The 19,593-nt window shown below is 61.7% G+C and carries 14 protein-coding genes and 1 tRNA gene; 4 read left to right on the top strand and 11 right to left on the bottom strand.

Annotation, left to right across the window (positions count from 1 at the left end):
* Nucleotides 1-3: 3 nt before the first annotated feature.
* The 11 genes from ACP7BY_RS06470 to ACP7BY_RS06420 form a co-directional block, all read right to left on the bottom strand.
* A complete protein-coding gene (locus ACP7BY_RS06470) occupies nt 4-1,026 on the bottom strand; it encodes a DUF4417 domain-containing protein (RefSeq protein ID WP_052192197.1) in 1,023 nt (340 codons plus the stop codon).
* Nucleotides 1,027-1,259: 233 nt separating this feature from the next.
* The gene (locus ACP7BY_RS06465) at nt 1,260-1,610 is read right to left on the bottom strand and encodes a hypothetical protein (RefSeq protein WP_033964011.1); all 351 of its coding nucleotides are present in this window, start codon (nt 1,608-1,610) and stop codon (nt 1,260-1,262) included.
* Nucleotides 1,610-2,227 (bottom strand): hypothetical protein, encoded by a 618-nt coding sequence (locus ACP7BY_RS06460; RefSeq protein WP_197057708.1) that lies wholly within the window; start codon nt 2,225-2,227, stop codon nt 1,610-1,612. The genes ACP7BY_RS06465 and ACP7BY_RS06460 overlap by 1 nt, the downstream gene beginning before the upstream one ends.
* Nucleotides 2,228-2,341: 114 nt before the next feature.
* Complete coding sequence (locus ACP7BY_RS06455; protein ID WP_137903257.1) at nt 2,342-3,370, bottom strand: hypothetical protein; 1,029 nt, start codon at nt 3,368-3,370, stop codon at nt 2,342-2,344.
* 140 nt (nt 3,371-3,510) lie between these two features.
* Entirely contained in the window at nt 3,511-4,641 is a 1,131-nt protein-coding gene (locus ACP7BY_RS06450; protein ID WP_033964029.1) for a reverse transcriptase family protein, read from the bottom strand.
* A gap of 184 nt (nt 4,642-4,825) precedes the next feature.
* Nucleotides 4,826-6,094: a phosphoribosyltransferase-like protein gene (locus tag ACP7BY_RS06445; protein WP_249340907.1), complete on the bottom strand. Its 1,269-nt coding sequence runs from the start codon at nt 6,092-6,094 to the stop codon at nt 4,826-4,828.
* Nucleotides 6,087-7,376, bottom strand: a complete 1,290-nt coding sequence (locus ACP7BY_RS06440) for a tyrosine-type recombinase/integrase (protein ID WP_137903256.1) — start codon at nt 7,374-7,376, stop codon at nt 6,087-6,089. Before ACP7BY_RS06440 ends, ACP7BY_RS06445 begins: the two co-directional genes overlap by 8 nt.
* A 197-nt stretch (nt 7,377-7,573) precedes the next feature.
* Nucleotides 7,574-7,647, bottom strand: a tRNA-Gly gene (locus ACP7BY_RS06435).
* Between the two features lie 172 nt (nt 7,648-7,819).
* Nucleotides 7,820-10,306 carry a glycoside hydrolase family 3 protein gene (locus tag ACP7BY_RS06430; RefSeq protein WP_137903255.1) on the bottom strand — a complete coding sequence of 829 codons (2,487 nt, stop codon included), beginning with the start codon at nt 10,304-10,306 and terminating at the stop codon, nt 7,820-7,822.
* 78 nt (nt 10,307-10,384) lie between these two features.
* The gene (locus tag ACP7BY_RS06425; RefSeq protein ID WP_033964014.1) at nt 10,385-11,638 is read right to left on the bottom strand and encodes an MFS transporter; all 1,254 of its coding nucleotides are present in this window, start codon (nt 11,636-11,638) and stop codon (nt 10,385-10,387) included.
* 4 nt (nt 11,639-11,642) lie between these two features.
* A complete protein-coding gene (locus ACP7BY_RS06420; RefSeq protein ID WP_081988630.1) occupies nt 11,643-12,653 on the bottom strand; it encodes a LacI family DNA-binding transcriptional regulator in 1,011 nt (336 codons plus the stop codon).
* A gap of 383 nt (nt 12,654-13,036) precedes the next feature.
* Between ACP7BY_RS06420 and ACP7BY_RS06415 the strand changes: the two genes are divergently transcribed.
* The 4 genes from ACP7BY_RS06415 to ACP7BY_RS06400 all read left to right on the top strand — a co-directional run bounded on the left by ACP7BY_RS06415 (nt 13,037) and on the right by ACP7BY_RS06400 (nt 19,568).
* Nucleotides 13,037-16,174: a TonB-dependent receptor gene (locus ACP7BY_RS06415; protein ID WP_033964015.1), complete on the top strand. Its 3,138-nt coding sequence runs from the start codon at nt 13,037-13,039 to the stop codon at nt 16,172-16,174.
* 117 nt (nt 16,175-16,291) lie between these two features.
* Nucleotides 16,292-17,068, top strand: coding sequence for a SapC family protein (locus ACP7BY_RS06410; protein ID WP_137903254.1), 777 nt, complete (start codon nt 16,292-16,294; stop codon nt 17,066-17,068).
* The gene (locus tag ACP7BY_RS06405) at nt 17,065-18,069 is read left to right on the top strand and encodes a cupin-like domain-containing protein (protein ID WP_137903253.1); all 1,005 of its coding nucleotides are present in this window, start codon (nt 17,065-17,067) and stop codon (nt 18,067-18,069) included. The genes ACP7BY_RS06410 and ACP7BY_RS06405 overlap by 4 nt, the downstream gene beginning before the upstream one ends.
* Nucleotides 18,066-19,568 (top strand): tryptophan halogenase family protein, encoded by a 1,503-nt coding sequence (locus tag ACP7BY_RS06400; RefSeq protein WP_137903252.1) that lies wholly within the window; start codon nt 18,066-18,068, stop codon nt 19,566-19,568. The genes ACP7BY_RS06405 and ACP7BY_RS06400 overlap by 4 nt, the downstream gene beginning before the upstream one ends.
* The last annotated feature ends 25 nt before the right edge of the window (nt 19,569-19,593 follow it).

Below are 19,593 nucleotides of genomic sequence, written 5' to 3'. Positions count from 1 at the left end.
GACCTACGTTTTCGTAGCGGCGATCATGTGATGCGGCTCTCGGGGGATGCCCCCAGCCTCACCGGCCAGGTCGAAATATCGCAAAAAGCCGGATTGGGCGGCTTCATCATTACCGTTCGTTGCGCGCCGCGCAGGTCTTAGTCGAGGTTCCTGCTCCGGTCCGATCTCAAAATGAGCCCGCACCACTGCGACGTTATTTGCAAGGAGTTCGTCGATGGCAGCACCTGGAGGCGTTAGTTGCTTTGCCCATTTCAATCGGCCCGCCTCAGTGAGGTAGGCTCGGCGCCGACGATGCGCTCGGTAAAAGGCGTCCGTCTCTATCAACGTGACCTGGGCAAAATGCTTTCGAAGCGTCGGAAGTTTCCGACCGCCGCCGCGAATGACCAATGCCAGCCCTCTGCCCACGCGATCGGCCAATTTGCAGAGTTGCTCGACATGCCAGTCGATGCGTTCGCCGCGGCCACCACCTGTGGCAAATTCGAATGCAAGAATCTGAATTTCAGGTCGCTCAGCGATAAGGTCGCCCCAACGCTGATAGTCCCGCTCTGTCCGGCTATTCACATGGAGCGCAGCAGATAGTCCTGCCGCCGCCATTTCTGTCCACGTAAGCAGGATCCGTTTCATCGCATGAAGGTTGTCCGTGCGCGGCACGTCGGTGAGAACGGAATAGTTGGGCGAGGTGACGACACCGATGCCGAGCTCGCAGAGCTTTGCCAGTATCTCCGGGCGGTTTTTCAGGGCCCACCAGCTTTCGATCGGCGCATCCTTATTCACCCCGCTCAGGATGACAGTTGAATTGACCGGAATCCGGAAGCGATCGGCAAGCGCCTGGCGAGAAGCGACATGCGCTTGGCCAGTCGCCATGTTGACCACCTCGTAGAGCGAGAGAGCGACCGTCGGCTCATCGAGTATCGACGAACGCGCGTAGCGATGGTCCACAAAAGGTGCGATCAAAGGCAGGATAGGAATGGTTCGCATGGGGACACGCGGCGCATTTTCGAACCCAAGGCCATCGATTTCGCGCATGCGGGCTACGAATAGGGCCGGATTGAACCGACAGACATTATCGCAGCGGCTCCGGTCCGTGCATGAGCACAGGTCATGGCAGTCCACTATGCCCGCATCGGTGTGGACCCCGCCACATCGGCGAAATTCCTGACAGGACGGACAACCTAGCGACGGTGCGTGGCGCGAAGGATCGTCCCAGAGACGGTGCGGATGCGGAAAGCGCCGGGAAGGCTCATTTGGGGGGCGCTGGTTCATCGGATGCTGACTTCCGCCGTATCGCCGAAGAGACCGATGCGCTGGAGCGTCGCTTCCGCATAGCCTCCACCTCTGGCTACTCCAGCGGAGAGTTCGGCCGAGGGGTTGGAGATCACTCCGATGGCGTAGAGACCGTCGCTGATCGTCAGACGACCCGCGCTTTGTTGAACGATGACCGTGTCTCCGATCGCCACCTTGGCTCCCGGTTCAAGGTCGGCGGTGACCGTCCGCGCCGCCTCCGACATGGTGAGATCCAACAGCGAGGGTTGCTTCAGCCGGTTGAGGCCGCCGTCCCACCGCTTCTTCCACGGTTTGCCAGTCTGCGCGCGAATGTAGTCTACACCCATTACGTAAACTCCAGCAAAGGGCTGAATGACTTGGTCTTCCCAAGGCGGCGCTCGACGAGAAGACCTTTCGCAGCCAGTCCAGAAAGGCGGTTGTTCCAGGCAGTCGCGCCAATCTTCTCGTCCGGCGATCGGACGGAAAGTTCTGGGGCGGTCGCGGAGCCGATCAGCGACACCGTTTCGAAAGTCGCCCGCTGGGTGGAATCAAGCTCGCCAATCAGACGTGCGTCGGTGACACAGTCCGACTCGTCGAGCGTACATACCCAGAGCGCATCCGTCCTCGATCGCAGGAAGAAATCGAGCTCTTCGAAAACGGGCTCAGCTAGGTTGGCGACTACCGGATAGAGATGAGGTGACGCCAAACGCGCATAATCGCGAAAGCCTACGACCGACTCTCGGAGAAACGAGGCGGTGGCCAGTTCGACACCATTGAAATCCATGAACGCTCTGGTCGGAGCGTCCACGGACTGCGTGTTGGCAATAAGTGCATTCAGCAACCTCCTGCCGGCTATGCTGCCCGAGAGGATCGTCTGCCCATTCACCAATTTCAACACACGATGTCGCAATTCACCATCCTCACTTTGTAAAATGAAGATGGTGAATGATTCCCGTTTCGTCAAGACCCGATCGAGTCGGTCTCTTTTTGTTCGCGAAATCGCGGCCTCACCCCGTTGGGACAGAGAGGCTATTGAGGGACGGCCGGTTGAGGTTCACTGGTCGGCCCGTCCGATCTCCTACTTGGCAGCCAATTCGAGCATGTACGCCATTGGATGCTTTGCGATGATTGAGCGGCGGGCTTGGGCGTATTTCGACTGGGCGTTGAGAACACCACCGAGGACGGGAAGAGAGCCCGCGAGCGTCACCTGCTCGATCGGCAGATGCATCCCTTTTGCAGCTGCGGCGCCAGCGGTCAGAGTGGCAAGCGCGAGAATGATCGTATCCTTGCTAGTGAGCATATCACGTCGCGCGAGCCTGAGTTCGCCCTTCAGGTCGGCTAGGTCGTCGCGCATCGCGATTTCGAAGCCGCGCTGAAGCTCTTCACGATCACTCGCCAAAGTGGTCGCCGTCAGCGCTTCGATTTGGCCTTCTATGCGGCTACGGTATCGCTGGCGAAGGCGTCTCAAATCGTCTCCGCCAGATCTCGCCTCGCGTTTCCTAAATGCGATGAGCTCAGCCAAGGGCAAGCTCCCCGCCTCAACGATGCCCATCGTAATCGGCACGATGCATTGCTGCAGAACCTCAGCGCCGGCGGATTCGGCAGTGTCATGCACCAAGATGTTCGAGAGTTGGGCATATGCCAATTGTCGGTCCGTAATCCTCGCCTTTTGCTCTCCGGCGCAGCAGTCAGTGAGGATTGACATCAAGGCGAGGCCAGTCTCGTCTTGAAGGGATTGAGCGCGGCTGTTCGACCCGCCGACCAGACGTAATTCGCGCAGCATCGCCCAGGTTTCCGGAAGAAGTTTTCGCGCGAACATGTAGTGCGATTGCACGTCTTTCTCGGTCGACTGATAGCGAAAGGCGTCCGGTAGTGGCTGGGTTGCAAATTCTTCGATGCGATCATGTGCAAGCCGCATCGCCTCGTGACTTGGCACGCGTTGTCGCCCGATAAGCTCCACGATCTCCGCCACCTGACTATTGGCGTGATGAGGAACGAACCCTTCCCATGGTACGATGAATTCGACTTCATCCCACAGCAGAAGCGCTGTTCGCAGAATTTGACTGCTGGCAGGCGTTGTATGGGGATAATAAATCGCGGTCTGCATCACCCCTCCCAAGATTGCGCTTCTGCCAGAGCTCCATATACTGCTTCCGGCATCGCGGAAGAGCCACATTTATCTGGAAAATCGCTTTTGCTTCAACAGATAGGTGCCCGCTGATTAATCAATTTAAGTGAAGATCTGCACTAGAGAGACCATTGTACGGAATTGAGCTTTGTCCTGGCCCTTAGGGCGTAATCTTCATCGACGGACTTTGCATAATTTATCAGGCCCAAGAGGTGGCGATAAAGACTCGAAACGGTATCGAATCCTCTCCTTTTCGCATGCGCATCAGGCCCAAACGTACAGACATAATGTAGGTGCTGCCGCAAGGAATCCTTGAACGCCCTGGTGAGGTTCGGCTCCGATCCATCCACAAGCAAGCCAAGCACAAGCTTTCGGCCGCCTGGCGGGACGATACGCGTCTTCTTCGAATTGAGGGTGAAGCCCTCTTTCGCGAGGATGCGGCGCGTTTTAGAGACAACGGCCCGCGCCCGTTCGCGGTCAAACCCTCCGCGCGTCGAGAAGGTTATGTCGTCGCTGTACCGCGTGTACGTAAGCCCAGCACTCAACGCGATGGCGTGTAACTTCGCATCAATCTGCCGCATCACAAGATTGGATAACATTGGGCTGGAGGGCGCTCCCTGAGGCAGAAAGCCCAGGAGCCGGGTCCTGAAGAGATAAGGCAAGCGAGCGCGGTCTGGCACCGCGCGCCACTCGGGGCGTTTGTACCGCATGCTGAAATAGGGGGCATGGGTTGTCAGGCGCGCGAGTTGGAACGCGACCATTGGTGCGTACCCAGCGGCTAAAAATACCCGGTACACTTGGATTTCGCTGACCGAGCCGAAGAAGCCGCTGATATCGAGTTTGATGAGCCACCGTGCCTCGCAATGGGCTTTCGCGCACGAAACGATCGAAGCCTTAGGCGCGAAAGCATAACTTGCGCGATGCGGTTTCAGCTTTGAAAGGATGTGGGCCGATACCCAACGCTGGAGCCACATGAGGTCAGCCTCGGGGACGCTAATCTGGCGATGCCCACCAGACCGCTTGCGGATGCGGAAATAGCTGTAGTCATTCGACCGCAGTCCGCTGACGAGCTTTCGCAGGCGCGCATATGGAAGGCTTGTCCGCTTCCCGAGGTGGCCCAGCGTCAAAATTGGCGGCAGGTCGGGATGCTTTTCGAGGAAGTCGTCGATCTGCCCAGCAGCCGATCGGACGAGCTCCGCATCGTACCCCTCGGTCAGGCCGTGTTCAATGTAGCGTTGAGGAGACCACATGGAGGACTACTTTGATCTCCGCCGCAGGCGGATGCGTGCGGCTGAACCCGAAGGCTCACGCTCGCGGAGAAGCCGTACGCAACCTCCTGCCAAGCGTGGACTTGTTCTAAGAGCAACGGTAATCCGCGCCCCAACGGATACAGCTGGATACCCGTCTATGCACCGCCAAATGAGACGGCGCGCACTAGCCTCCATGTGGCCCCCCCAACTGTCTTGGATAATAGCAATCATCGCCTCGCTCGGGAACCCGGGAAACAGCCGGGTCACCCTTCAGAGCTTCCGCCAGTTCCGCGCGCCCCGCCGCCGTGAGGCGAAGATTGGCTGAAATGTAGCCCCGTTGCGTACATTGATCGAGCAAACGGGTGCATTCGAGAGCAGTGTAACCGGTCGTAAATGCGAGCGCTGAGCGCGTTCGGACGCCTTGGCCCAGTAAGGCGAGTAAAGCTATCCCACCGTCGCCAAGAGGACTTGCTCGAAGTTTGACCTCGTCCACGCTTCCCGCTGGCTTGAGATCCACAAGCAGGCCGGCCGTATCGCGTGCCAGAATGTCGGGCGGAAACGCCGAGGCATGATCAGGAACGACGCTGCGGTCGGGAAATAGCGGCATCCATTTTTTATTGACGGGCGTCGGTGCCCACAGAATCGCAGGCGCATTGTTTGGGCAGCCATGTTCGAAAACGAGCGCGGCCATCACTTTATCGAATCCTAGGCGCATCGATCGCCGTGACGTCCTGGCTCCGTAACGCCAGCAAAGAGATTGTACCTCGTCCTTGATTTCCGCCCTCCAGGGCATTTCTGGATAGGTAGGGCAATCGCGCTCAAGAACGAGGCGCGGATGCATTCTTTGCCGACAGACGCGAGCACCGCCTCGCGCAGTCGCTGAATATGCGATGGAGACGAAGTCGATCCACTTTAAACTGTGCCAAGACTTGATTGCTGAGGATCGCCAGATTGCACTGAGAAAATCTGCCGTCCTTTTTCCGGATCCGATATAATCGTCGATCACAAAAATTGAGCGGCACCGTTTCTCGCGCATGACTTCGAGCGTCGGATGATTCAGCAGCTTATCCGAATTCACTTTCGCGAGGTTTCGAATGATAGCAGCGACGCGCGCCTCGCTTCCCAAGTCTGCTCCCCGATCGACCGCGTCCAATGCTTTGGCGCCTTCACCGCCCTTTGCAAACTTAAACAAGTCCAGTTCATCATCACATTCCCGTGTCGCATAAAGGGCGACGGAGCCGTCAACCTTCTCGGCCTCAGCAACGATTTGCGCGGTAATGGCACGTTCAAAGGCATTATGAGAGACGAGCGTCAGTGCGCTTAGAAGACGCTTTGCTGTCTCGACATCTGCGGGTTCGAACTGCGCGAGCCATTGCCGCCCAAGCTCGCTATTCGCCAATAGCGCCGTGGGATCGTCGGGGTCGGCCCCTGCCGATGGGACAACCTTAGGCAACGACTTTGGGCCCTGAAGCGGCGGATTCGGACACGTCGAGGACGACGATGTCGATCGTCCCAAAGGCCGCTGCCCTGGATTTGCTATCCTGTTTGCGCAGGTCGTCGAGGTAATCCGACCACCATTGGGCCATCTCCACGCGTTCTTTCCAGTGGGCCCCGCGATGATAAGCCGCGCGCACCTTGTCGCTATCACCATGCGCAAGGGCGCGCTCGATGGCGTCGGACGACCACTTTCCGGACTCGTTGAGGAGGGTACTTGCCATCGCGCGAAATCCATGACCGGTCATTTCGTCGCTGGTATAGCCCAGCCGTCGCAGTCCCGCATTCAGAGTATTCTCGCTCATCGGCCGCGCCCGGCTGCGGACCGAGGGAAAGGCATAACCCGAAGGCCCTGTGATCCCTTGCAGATATTTAAAGAGTTCGACTGCCTGCCGCGACAGTGGGACATGGTGGGCTTTTCGCATCTTCATCTTCTCGGCAGGGATAATCCACAGGCCAGCTTCCAGATCGAACTCGCTCCATTCCGCGTGGCGTAGCTCACCGGGGCGGACGAAGACGTGCGGCGCGATCTGCAACGCATTCTTGGTGATGCCGAAGCCCTCATAGCCATCGATGGCGCGCAGCAGTGCGCCGACCCGTTTCGGCTCTATGATGGCGCCGTAGTGCGTGACCTTGGGCGCCGCCAGCGCCCCACGCAGATCACGCGTCGGGTCTGACGCCAGACGCGCCGTCGCGACGGCGTATCGGAAGACCGCGCCCGCCAGTTGCAGCGTGCGCCGGGCGCTCTCCAGATTGCCCTTGCGCTCGATCCGGCGAATGGCGGCGAGCGCGTCAGCAGGTTCGATGTCGGTGATCGCGAGCCGTCCGATCGAGCTCTCCAACAGGCTCAACAAATATTCGCTGCGGGCAGCGGTCGCTGGTGCCCAGGGCTTGTGCCCGTCGCGCTTGCGCTTGTCGCAATATTCGGCGGCGACGATTGAGAAGGTGCACGCGGCGAGGGTTTGCGCGCGCAGCCTCTCCCTCTGTTTCTCGCGCGAGGGGTCCTTGCCGGTGACAAGTTGCTCACGCGCCGCATCGCGTCGCTTCCGGGCTTCGCTGAGGCTGATTTCCGGATAGGGTCCGATGCTCAGCTTTCGCTCGCTGCCGTTGATCCGGTATTTCTGCCGCCACAGCTTCCCGCCGCTCGGCTGAACCTGCAGATAGAGCCCGCCGCCATCCGCCAGCTTGTAAGGCTTCTCGCGCGGCTTTGCCTTGCGGATCGCCATGTCACTCAGTGCCATATTCTCCGGGTCTCCTGACACGAGGCCCCCACTTTGGGGGCCTCCCACATTGACCAGCTCGGTTGAGGCCCCCGAAAGGCCCCCAATCTGCCCGGCTACGCATGGATGCGCGCAACCTTCACTGGCCCGATGGAGAGAAAATACCGCGGATTTCAGCGGGTTGCAAAGCCCCGCATGGACGTCGGTGGATGGTAGGATGGAGCGGGTGAAGGGAATCGAACCCTCGTCGTAAGCTTGGGAAGCTTCTGCTCTACCATTGAGCTACACCCGCAAAGCCGACGCGTTGCGTGCAAATCGAAGGGGTTATCTCCCTCGCTGCCCGCCGCGTCGTCGATCCGGCGTCACTGGCACATTCGTGGGCGACAGGTCAACGCATTCTCGGTAATTTGCCGCCACTGCCGCTCGCCATTTCGGCACCGAATCCGGCGCAAGCTCGCCCGGTATTATCCTCCACACCGCAAAACTGTATCGGCATTCATCCCGGTCGCGATCCGTGCCACGCTGATCTCCAGCGGCAATGCGGTCCGCAGAACGAAGGGCGCAGCAACCCGGGTCATCTCGGAGGCTTTGCCGAAACATTTGAACGGAACGGCGATCGAGCGCCAGCTCCCCACCGGGAGCGCGGCGGCCGGAATGGCAACGGTGCCGCGACACGCCCCGGCGCACGCAACCCCCAATGTCACATCCGATCCGACCGGTCGATCGACCCGCAGCGTCGTGACGAGCATCACGTCCCCATTGTTTTGCCGCCCGAGATCAAGCGGCTCCGTCGCCTGCACTGCAATCGTCTGCGGCCCGCCGCCAGCGAGGGAGACGTGCCGCGCGCCCTCTTGCACGCCATAGTCGACTGCCGTCACCTTTACGCGCCCGCCAAGCGCCTGCGCGGGCACGGTGGCGATGCGGGTGCCGGAACCGCTACCATCGCCAATTTCCAGGGAAAAGCCCGGCGTTGCCCGCCCGGCTGTAAAATAGACGCCATCGGTCCCGGCGTCGGCGACACCGGGGTCCTCCGGCAAAGCCCTCCAAGGCATCGCGGCCTCTCGTCCGGTCAGGCCGTAACCGAAGGGAAACAACGGGGCATCGCCAGACTTTGCGGTCATCGGCCAGGCGGCGGGCAATTTGCCGGTGAACGGCGCGGCGGCGGTTTTGGCGGCAAACAACCGGTCGGCCACCCCCGCCCCTTCGGTGCCGGGCAACCATGCGACGACGAACGCGTCGGCGACGTTCAGTTCTGGGTTTACGAACAGCGGTCGCCCGGTCAGCATCACCGCCACGACCGGGATCCCCTGCGCCTTCAAACGGCGCATGGTCTCCAGTGGCCCGCGCAGGTCGGCGCGCAACTGCAGCGATTTGATGTCGCCCTGGAACTCGGCATAGGGCGTTTCGCCAAACACGACGATCGCGGCATCGGGCCGCGTCTTGAACGTGCCGTCGGGCGCGAATTCGGCATGGCCACCGCCTGCCTTGACCGCGTTTTCGATGCCGGCCCAAAGACTGGTCGCACCGGGGAATTTTCTATTGTCGAGCCCGGTGCCCTGCCAGGTGATGGTCCAGCCGCCCGATTGCCGCGCGATATCGTCGGCACCATCGCCTGCGACCAGGACGTTGGCCTGTGGCTTCAGCGGCAGGACACCGTTGTTCTTGAGCAGCACCAGCGACTTGCCCACCGCCTCGCGCGCAATCGCGCGGTGCGCCGCCGCGCCAAGCACGCTCCAGTCGCCCGCAAGCGGACGCGTTGAGGGCTTGCCGACCTCGAACAGGCCGAGCCGGAACTTCACGCGCAGAATGCGCGCGACCGCATCGTCGAGCCGCGTCATCGGCACGGTGCCGTCCTTCACTTGCGCGAGCAACGAGGCGTAAAGCGGACGCCAGCTATCGGGGGCCATATACATGTCGACGCCCGCGTTGATCGCCTGCGGGCAGCTTTCGTTGCTGCACCCGGCAATCTGGCCATGCGCGTTCCAGTCGGTGACGACGAACCCGCCGAAATGCATCCGGCCCTTCAACACGTCGGTGACCAGCCCCTTGCTGCCCGCGATCTTTTGTCCCTGCCAGCTTGAAAAGCTGGTCATCACGGTGGCGACCCCGGCCCCAATGGCGGGGAGATACGGCTTGCCGTGAATGTCGCGCAGATCGGTTTCACTGATCTTGGCATCGCCCTGGTCGCGTCCCTCGAAGGTGCCGCCATCGGCGAGGAAATGCTTGGTGCTCGCCAGAACGTGCGGGCCCGCCAGAATGCGGCTGCCGTCGGGCTTGCCCTGCAGGCCGACGATCATTCGTCCGACATAGCTGGCGACCAGATCGGGATTGGAGGAATAGCCCTCATAAGCCCGCCCCCAACGATAATCCTGCGGCACGGTGATGGTCGGCGCGAAGGTCCATTCCTGGCCGGTGGTGCGGATTTCGGCGGCGGTCGCGGCACCGATCCGCTCGATCAACGCAGGGTCGCGCGTCGCACCAAGCCCGATATTCTGTGGAAACAACGTCGCACCGATGATGTTGCTATGCCCGTGGACGGCATCGATGCCCCACAGGATCGGGATACCCGATCCTCCGGCAGACCGATCGACCGAGGCATCATAAAAGGCGTCGGCCAAGGCCAGCCATTTCGGCGCGAGCGCGAAATCGTCACCGCCAGGCCCGGAATTGCCGCCATTGAGGACCGAGCCCAGATGATAGCGACGCACGTCGTCAGGCGTGACGCTGGCAATGTCGGCCTGGATCACCTGACCGACCTTTTCCTCTACCGTCATATGCTCAAGCAGGGCCGCGATTCGCGCTTCGTCATCGCGCTTTGCCGCCACCGGCCACACGGCTTCGGGCCAGAGGGCGGGGTGCACGACGGGGGTCGCCACCTGCGCAGCGGCGGGCAGCGCACCTGCACCGGCGACAACGGAAAATGCAGCGCAAACCGCAAGCTTCGGGATCATGCCCCCTCCTCCAGAAAACCGGTCATCACCTGAACGGCGGATCCGTGGCGCGTTGTTGACAACGTTGACAACGCGCTGTCAAGGCCCGGCCGTGATCGCACGCTCTTCGACAGGCGGGAAAAAGGTAACCACCAGAACCGTGAGAAAGGCGACTGCCGCAAGGATCATGAGGATCGACCCATGCGGCGCGAACAGCGCGATCGCGATCAATTGCGGCGCGAGCGCCTGAGCCAGTTTGCGCGTGATCGTCGCCACCGCATAGACTCGCACCGCATATCCCGCAGCATGCGCCTCCTGTTCACACGCCGCTACCGCCCCGGGAACCAACGACCAGAACATGACCGACATCCCCTGGACCGCGATGATCGACAGCGTGATGCAAACGAGCATCGACGCCAGGCCCTGGCTGACAAAAGCCAACAAGATTGCCAGAAACAGCAGCACCGCGCCCAAACGCAAGGTGCGCGCCTGCCCGATGCGCTCAGCCAGTCGACTCCAGAGCGGTGCCGTCAACAACAGCGACAATGATGGGCTCAATGCAACGTAATAGCCGATATCGGCGGCCCCGACCTGGTCGAACAAGAACAGCAACGACTTGTTGAGCAGGGTAACAGCCAACCCGACCATCAAAATCGTGGCCATCAGCCGCCGCAACGCGGAGGATCGCAGCACCAGCGTGAACATTTCGGCGATGGTGCGACCAAGATGCAGGCGAGCGGTCGCAGGGGGGGCCACGCGCTCCCGCGTGCCCCAGCTCGTCGCCAGAAAAGCCGGCATCGCCAATCCCGCGAGAATGAGCGCGCCCAACCGAAAATCCGCGCCCCCAACCCGCCCGGTCGGAAGCAACGCGTAGGTCAGGGCCGCGATCAAGCCTCCAAGCGCTGCCCCCTGCATGCGCGCGCTGGTCAATATCATATGATCGTTCGCGTCGGGCGATATCCGTGCAGTCAGCGCGCCATAAGGAATATTTCCGACGCCATAAAAGAAGCGCAGCCCCAAATAGGTCAACAGCGCATAACCCGGCACCCATGCCGCAGGCACCGGCGGCGGTGCGAAAGCCAGGCACAATAGCAGCACCGAAAGCGGGCCTCCAACCGATACCCACGCGCGCAGCGGAACGCGCGGTGCCAACCGATCGGCCACCGCCCCGACCAGGGGATCGGTCACCCAATCGACCGCAGCGCCAGCAAGAAAAATCCCCGCAGCAACTCCCGGTGCCATGCCCAGGTCGCGAATATAGTAAAACAGAAGGTACAGTTCGATCGACTGCCACACGAAATTGAAGCCAAGGTCGCCGGCAGCATAATACCAAGATTCCCAGCGATTTAGCATTTGGCTAGGCGTGCGGCGGAGCAGCGGATTCGCGCACTAGGAGGGTATGGGAATGCAACACGCGGGCCAGCGGCTCGCGATCCTCGAGCTGCGCGATCACCATTTCCGTCGCCGCCACCGCCATTTCGAACACCGGCTGGCGCACCGTGGTCAGGCGCGGCCAGGTGATTCGCGACACCTCCGAATCATCGAAACCAACGACGGACAATCGCTCGGGAATCGACAGTCCAATCTCCCGTGCAGCCATCATCGCGCCCACGGCCATATCGTCATTCTGCGCCAGGATCGCAGTCGGACGGTCAGCGCGTGCGAGGATGTTGCGCCCGGCCGCAAGCCCGCTGTCGAAGGTGAACATGCCGGGCTCGATCCGGTCGAAGCGCAATTCGAGACCCGCCTGATGGAAGGCCTGCATATAGCCAAGCATGCGCGCCTCGGTCGACGGATGTGTCGGGTCGCCGCGGATGATCGCGATTTCGCGATGCCCAAGCCCGATCACATAGGCCGCCATCTCGCGCGCAGCAGCGACGTCGTCGACCAGATTGCTGGGCGCAGCCTCAATCATGCGTGTCGGCGCGATCCGCGCGCAGCGAATACGCGCTTCCTTCAACTGACTGAGAATTAACGGATGATCCGACGCAGGCGGAGCCAGCACTACCCCATCCAGCGCAGCCGAGCGCAACAGGCCGACCACCTCGGCGGCATTTTCCTGCACCGATCGGATCGGGATCACCACCAGCCGATAGCGTTCGTTGGTGAGCCGCTCCAGCACGCCCTTTTGCAGTTCGACGACATAACTCGGGCTCGGATTTTCATAGACCAGCCCGATCATATGCGATTTGCGGCGGACCAGCGCCTGCGCAAACACATTGGGATGATAATCCAACGCATCGGCTGCGGCCCGAACCCGCTGCTTTACCGCTGCGCTGACATGCGGCTCGTCATTCAGAACCCGCGATACGGTCTTGGCCGAAACCCCTGCCAGCCGCCCCACATCAACAATCGTCGTTCGTTTCATGCCACTCAAACCCAGATCCGCCCGCAATAGACCAGAACAAAACCCCGCGCGCTAGATGCCTCTGATAACGTTGACACCATCGCAGCCGCATCGAGGAATGCCGAACCGGACTCCCACGGGCGGGCGGCACCTCCTCCCCTGCGCCCTGCCTTCGCCTCAGCACGCCGGGAAGTTGGCGAATTTCCTGTGATTTTGTGCGCCGCACCATATGATTTTTGTTTGCAAGGCTGCGCCGAGGCGATCGCCCGCAGGCCCGCAACGCGACAAAGCGCTGTTGACAACGTAAGACAATCTGGTAGCGCTCATCATGTCGAACTCGTTGGGGGCTCGGCATGGGGTTTCAGTGGCCAGATAAGGCCACGTCATTTTGGGAGGGGGGCTCAATGAAGGGCTTTGGTCAAGCGTCGGCTTACGTCTGGTCGGCTTCGGTAGTAGCGCTTGCTGCGGGGCTCGCGCTCCCGCAGGCCGCGCATGCGCAGAGCACGCCGGCGGCGCAGGACGCGAGCAAGACTGCCGACTCGACGACGGGCGACGACATCGTCGTCACCGGCGTCCGCGCCAGCCTTGAGCGGTCGATCGCGATCAAGCGCAATTCGACCGGCATTGTCGACGCGATTTCAGCCGAAGATATCGGCAAGTTTCCCGACACCAACCTCGCGGAATCGCTGCAGCGCATCACCGGCGTATCGATCGACCGCGTCAACGGCCAGGGCGCGCAGGTCACCGTGCGTGGCTTCGGCCCGAGCTTCAATCTCGTCACCCTCAATGGCCGTACGCTGGCCTCGTCCTACGTCCAGACGGTGGGCGGCGACGAAAGCGCCGACGGCACCGTCGGTGTGACGCGCTCGTTCGATTTCTCGAACCTTGCGTCGGAAGGCGTGAAGACGCTTGAAGTCTACAAGACCGGCCGTGCCGCGGTCCCATCAGGCGGTATCGGTGCGACGATCAACGTCGTGACGCGGCGTCCACTCGATTCGCGCCAGTCGGGCTTCAACGGCACGCTCGGCGGCAAGCTCAACTACGACACCAGCGCGAATGACTGTGTCGATTGCGGCTCGAAAGTCACCCCGGAAATCACCGGGCTGGCGAGCTGGTCGAACCCCGACCAGACCTTCGGCGTGTCGCTGTTCGGCAGCTATCAGGAACGGCATTTCTCGACCGTGTCGGCGACGTCGAACGCCTGGAATATCCGCACGCTCGCCGATTTCCTCAACCCCAGCAACGGCTTCGTCAACGCCGCGACCAAGATCAATAACAAGCCGAGCGACCCGAACCAGCTGGTCTCGGTCCCCAATGACAGCCGCTACCATTTTTCGGACGACAAATATCAGCGTCTGAACGGCCAGGCGATCGTCCAGTTCAAGCCGACCGACGCGCTGACCATCACCGCCGACGCGCTGTTTGCGCGCACGCTTCAGGACGAGCAGCGCTCGGATGAATCGAACTGGTTCAACCGCCCGTTCGACGTCGTCACCTTCGACAGCAACAAGGCGGTCGCCACCACTACCTATCTGCACGAGACCATTGCCGGCGTGAAGGACACCGGCTTCGAGCAACAGGCGCGCGCGCAGAAGAACCAGCTTGAGGATTACGGCCTCAACGCGAAGTGGGACATCGCGCACAATTTCACGCTGACGATCGACGGCCATTACGGCAAATCGTCGGTGCTGCCCAACAACAGCAACGGCACCAGCTCGACGCTGGTTGGTCTCGGTGCCAACGTCATCACCGCGCACTCGGTCGATTATAGCGGTCAAATCCCGGTGCAGGACATCTCGATCAGCGATGCGTCGATCCCCGGCGGCAACCATAATGGCGTACTCGACGTGAACGATGTCGGCTCGTCGATCGGGCGCACCTACACCACCAGCCAGCGCCAGAAGGTCAAGGAAATCCGCGCCGATTTCGGCTGGGATCTGGGAGGCGGCAGCCGCTTCGATTTCGGCGGTCTCTATCGCGATACCGACACCAACCAGCAATTGACCTCGACCCAGCAGACGCTGGGCAATTGGAGCGTCGATTTCCCCGGCGACGTCCAGAAGATCGCGCCGGGCGTGCTCAAGGACTTCTGTCTGCTGTGCAAATTCAACAGCTACGATCCAAAGGGCACCGGTCCCAATCTGATCGCGTTCCGCGGCGACGCGCTGACGCTCTACAATGCGCTGTCGTCGTCTTATGCCGCAAAGGGCAACGCGGTGTCGATCACCGCGAGCCAGAACAACACCGTGAAGGAAACGATCTACGCGGGTTATGGCCAGGTCACCTGGAAGGGCGAGATCGCAGGGCACAATGCGACGCTCGTCGCCGGTGCCCGCTATGAACACACCAAGGACGAGGCGATTTCGCTGCAGGCGGTGCCGAACCAGATTGCCTGGGTTGCCGATAACGACTTCACGATCAGCGTCGGAGCCACGCCGCAGACGCTGCGCGGCTATGGATCGTACGACAATATCCTGCCGTCGTTCGATTTCCAGGTCGAACTCAAGCGCAATTTGATCGGTCGCTTCTCGGCCAGCCGGACGATCGCGCGACCGAATTACGACAATCTGTTCGCCTCGACGAGCGTCTTCGCACCGTCGCGGCCAACCGCGATCGGCGGCGTCGCCACCGCGAACACCGGCAACACCAATCTCGCGCCGCTGATCTCGGACAATTTCGATCTGTCGTTCGAATATTATTTCAAGCCCGACAGCTATTTCTCGGCGGGCTTCTTCGACAAACGCGTGCACAATTTCATCGGCACGGGGCTTTCAAACGGCTCGCTGTTCGGCCTGCGCGATCCGAGCTCGGGGGCTGCGGGAACGCTGTCGGGAACGGCCAAGGCGGCGCTGAGTGCGCTGGGTGCCGATATCAGCGACGTCAACCTGTTCACCTATTCCGCGCTGATCCAGCGGGATGGCGCAGCGGCGGCGGCGACGCAGTTCAACGCGCATTACAGCTCGGTCACCAAGACGGTCGACCAGGCCTTCGTCAACCAGATCCTGTCAGCGGTCGACATCAACGGTTCGTCGTCCGATCCCCTGTACAACTTCACCATCTCGCGCCCGATCAACAACAAGGATGCGGAGATTTACGGCTTCGAAATCGCCGGCCAATATTTCTTCGGCCAGACCGGCATCGGTGTTTCGGGCAGCTTCACGTATGTGAAGGGTGACGTTGGCTTCAACAATGGCGGCGACCCCAATGTCGATCAGTTCGCGCTGACTGGCCTCAGCAACACCGCCAACGCCACGCTGATCTATGACAAGCACGGCATTTCGGCACGGCTCAGCTACAATTGGCGTGACAAGTTCCTGTCGCAGCTCAACCGCGACAGCTACAAGAACCCGGTCTACACCAAGGCGTTCGGCCAGCTCGACATGAACATCAGCTACGATCTCAACAAGAAGATCGCGCTGTCGGTCGAAGGCATCAACCTGACCAATGCGAGCCTGCGGACCTATGGCCGCTCGGAAAGCAACGTCTGGTTCGCCCAGGAATTGCAACGCCGCTTCCTGTTCGGCGCACGCTACCGCTTCTGATTTCCTCCACCTTGCCGGGTGCTTCGGAAGCGGAGCACCCGGTAATTTTTTGGAGGCTTTCGGTCGCACGGATCGCGTGCCGCTTGGCGCAATCCCGATCGGCGATTACCACAGCGTATGACCAACACGGTTCTTCTCGACACCATCGCCCATGCCGATTTGCGCGTCGCCATCGGCTATTCCGCTCTCTTTGGCGATGCGGTGAACGAATGCGTCCTCTTTCCCGGCGAAATCGATGAGGCGCAGCGCGATTATCCCATTCTGTTCCGCCGCGACGACGCGGGAACGTTTTACGCAGTCGCGCTGCTCGGGCTCGACCGCGACGAAAATCTGTTTCTCGATATCACCGGTTGGCAGGCGCGGCACATCCCGGTGATCCACCAGCGCGGGCCGTTCCTGATTGGCCTGGTCGATCGCACGGTCGACGGCCAGGCGCGGCGCGAGCCGATGCTGCATGTCGATCTCGACCATCCGCGCATCGCCGCTGCACCGCAAAGCCCCAATGCACAGGCCGTGTTCCTGCCGCATGGCGGATCGTCGCCGTATCTCGACCATATCGTGCGGGTGTTGCAGGTCATCCACGACGGGCATCAGCAGCACGACGCGATGTTCGCCGCCTTCGAACAGGCCGATCTGATCGAACCCGTCACGCTGGAAATCGCACTCGACGCGCATACCCGGTACGATGTGCCCGGCTGCTTCACGATCGGCACCGATCGTCTGGCCCGGCTCGACGCCACGGCGCTGCACGCGCTCAACCAGAGCGGCTATTTGCGGCATGCCTTTCAGATTGCCTCATCGCTCGGCAATGTCGCGCGATTGATCGAGCTCAAGAACCGCAAGCGCCGCGCCGAATTGGGCGAACCCCAAACGGCCGCGCCGGTCCCGGCATGAGCGCCCCCGCGCCGGAGCCGCTGCTCGATCCGGCGCGCTTGATCGCGCAGCAGCAGCCTGTCGTCCTGCGCGGCTTGGTGCGGGATTGGCCGCTGGTCGCCAAGGGCCTTGAGGGGCCCGAGACGGCGGTGGCCTATCTCAAGTCCTTCTACACCGGCACCGCGGTGGTCGGGTATAGCGGCCCGCCCGAGATTGGCGGCCGGTTCTTCTACAATGCCGACATGACCGCGATGAACTTCACCGCGACGCGCGTGAAGCTCGATGCCTTTCTCGACCGGATGCTCGCCACCCGCGACGATCCTCATGCAGAGGCCCTGTATGTCGGCTCGACCGACCTCGACACCTATCTCCCCGGCTTTCGTGCTGAAAACGATCTGGCCCTTCCACCCGAGGCGTTTGGCGGTGCCACGCCGCTGGCGAGCATCTGGATCGGCAATCGCACCACGGCGGCCACGCATTACGACATGTCGAACAACATCGCCTGTTGTCTGGTCGGGCGGCGGCGCTTCACGCTGTTCCCACCCGATCAGGTCGCCAACCTCTATCCCGGCCCGCTCGAGCCGACCCCCGGCGGACAGGTGGTCAGCATGGTCGATCTCCGTGCGCCCGATCTCGATCGCTACCCGCGCTTCGCCGCCGCGCTCGAGACCGCGCAGGTGTTCGATCTCGAACCCGGCGACGTGCTCGTCTATCCGGCCTTGTGGTGGCACAATGTCGAGGCGCTGGATGCCTTCAACGTGCTGGTCAATTACTGGTGGAATGCGGCCCCGCGCTTCCTCGACACGCCGATGACCACGCTGCTGCACGGCCTGCTCAGCCTGCGCGACCGCCCTTTGACCGAAAAGCAGGCATGGCGCGCGCTGTTCGACCATTATGTGTTCGGCCCGGCCGATGCTGCGGCCGACCATCTTCCCGAAGCGGCGCGCGGGCCGCTCGCGCCGCTCGACGAACTGACCGCCCGCCGCTTGCGCGCGCATTTGCTGCAAAGGTTGAACCGATGACCGCCGCCCCTCCCCGCGCCGATACGCAGACGATCAAGCGCGTGGTCATCGCTGGCGGCGGCACGGCTGGCTGGGTTGCCGCTGCGGCCTTGTCCAAGCATCTGGGGCCATTGCTCGACATCGTACTGATCGAATCCGACGAAATCGGCACCGTCGGCGTCGGCGAGGCGACGATCCCGACGATCCGCACCTTCCACCGCTTCCTCGAGATCGACGAGCGCGATTTTATGCGCGCGACGCAAGCGACCTTCAAACTCGGCATTGCCTTTGAAAACTGGGCGCGGCGGGGGGATCGCTACATCCACTCCTTCGGTCGCGTCGGCCAGTCGATCTGGATGGGCGATTTCCAGCATATGTGGCTGCGCGCGCGCGCCGAGGGCACCGGCGGCGCGCTGGGCGACTATTGTTTCGAGCTGACCGCAGCCGAAGCGGGCAAGTTCGCCACCGGCCCCGACGCCAAGATCAACTATGCCTATCATCTCGACGCATCGCGCTACGCCGTCTTCCTGCGCCAGTTCAGCGAGGCGCGCGGCGTAACCCGCGTCGAGGGCAAGATCGGCCAGGTTCATCAGCATCCCGAAACGGGATTTATCGAAGCGCTCGATCTGGCCGATGGCCGCCGGATCGAAGGCGATCTGTTCATTGATTGCACCGGCTTTCGCGGGCTGCTGATCGAACAGACGCTGAAGGCGGGCTATGAGGATTGGAGCCACTGGCTGCCCACCAACCGCGCGCTTGCGGTGCAGACCAAGGCCGTCCAGCCCGCTCTGCCCTATACCCGCGCGATCGCACATGAGGCTGGCTGGCAATGGCAGATCCCGCTGCAGCACCGCGTCGGCAATGGCCTGGTCTATTGCAGCGATTATCTGTCGGACGACGCCGCGCACGACAAGCTGCTCGCGAACATCGACGGCGAGACCATCACCGACCCGCGGCTGATCCGCTATGTCACTGGTCGCCGCAAACGCGTGTGGGACAAGAATTGCGTTGCGCTGGGGCTCGCCAGCGGGTTCGTCGAGCCGCTGGAATCGACCAGCATTCACCTCATCATGATCGGCATCACCCGCCTGATCCAGTCCTTCCCGTTCAACGGCATCAAGCCCGCACTGGTGCAGCATTACAACGCGCTCGCCGAAACCGAGCTGGAGCGCGTGCGCGACTTCATCATCCTGCATTATCATTTGACCGAGCGCAGCGACGATCCGTTCTGGGACCGCTGCCGCACGATGGACATCCCGGCGACGCTCGCGCAGCGCATCGCGCTGTTCCGCGAAGCCGCGCTCACCCCGCAAACCGCCGACGATCTGTTCCAGGCCGATTCCTGGTTGCAGGTGATGCTCGGGCAACGGCTGGAGCCCGCCAGCTATCACCATATGGGGCATATGCTCAGCATCGAGCATATGCAGCGCGCGCTCGGTGACCTGAAGGGCAACATCGCAAGCGCGGTTGCGCGGATGCCGACGCATCAGGCCTTTCTCGACCACTATTGCACGCCCTGACCTGCTCCAACGCTGCTTGGATCCC

The organism is Sphingomonas sp. PSPC2-2 (assembly GCF_049897725.1).
GTDB lineage: Bacteria > Pseudomonadota > Alphaproteobacteria > Sphingomonadales > Sphingomonadaceae > Sphingomonas.
Note: the sequence above shows the minus strand (reverse complement) of the source record. Positions and strands in the feature narration are given on the sequence as shown.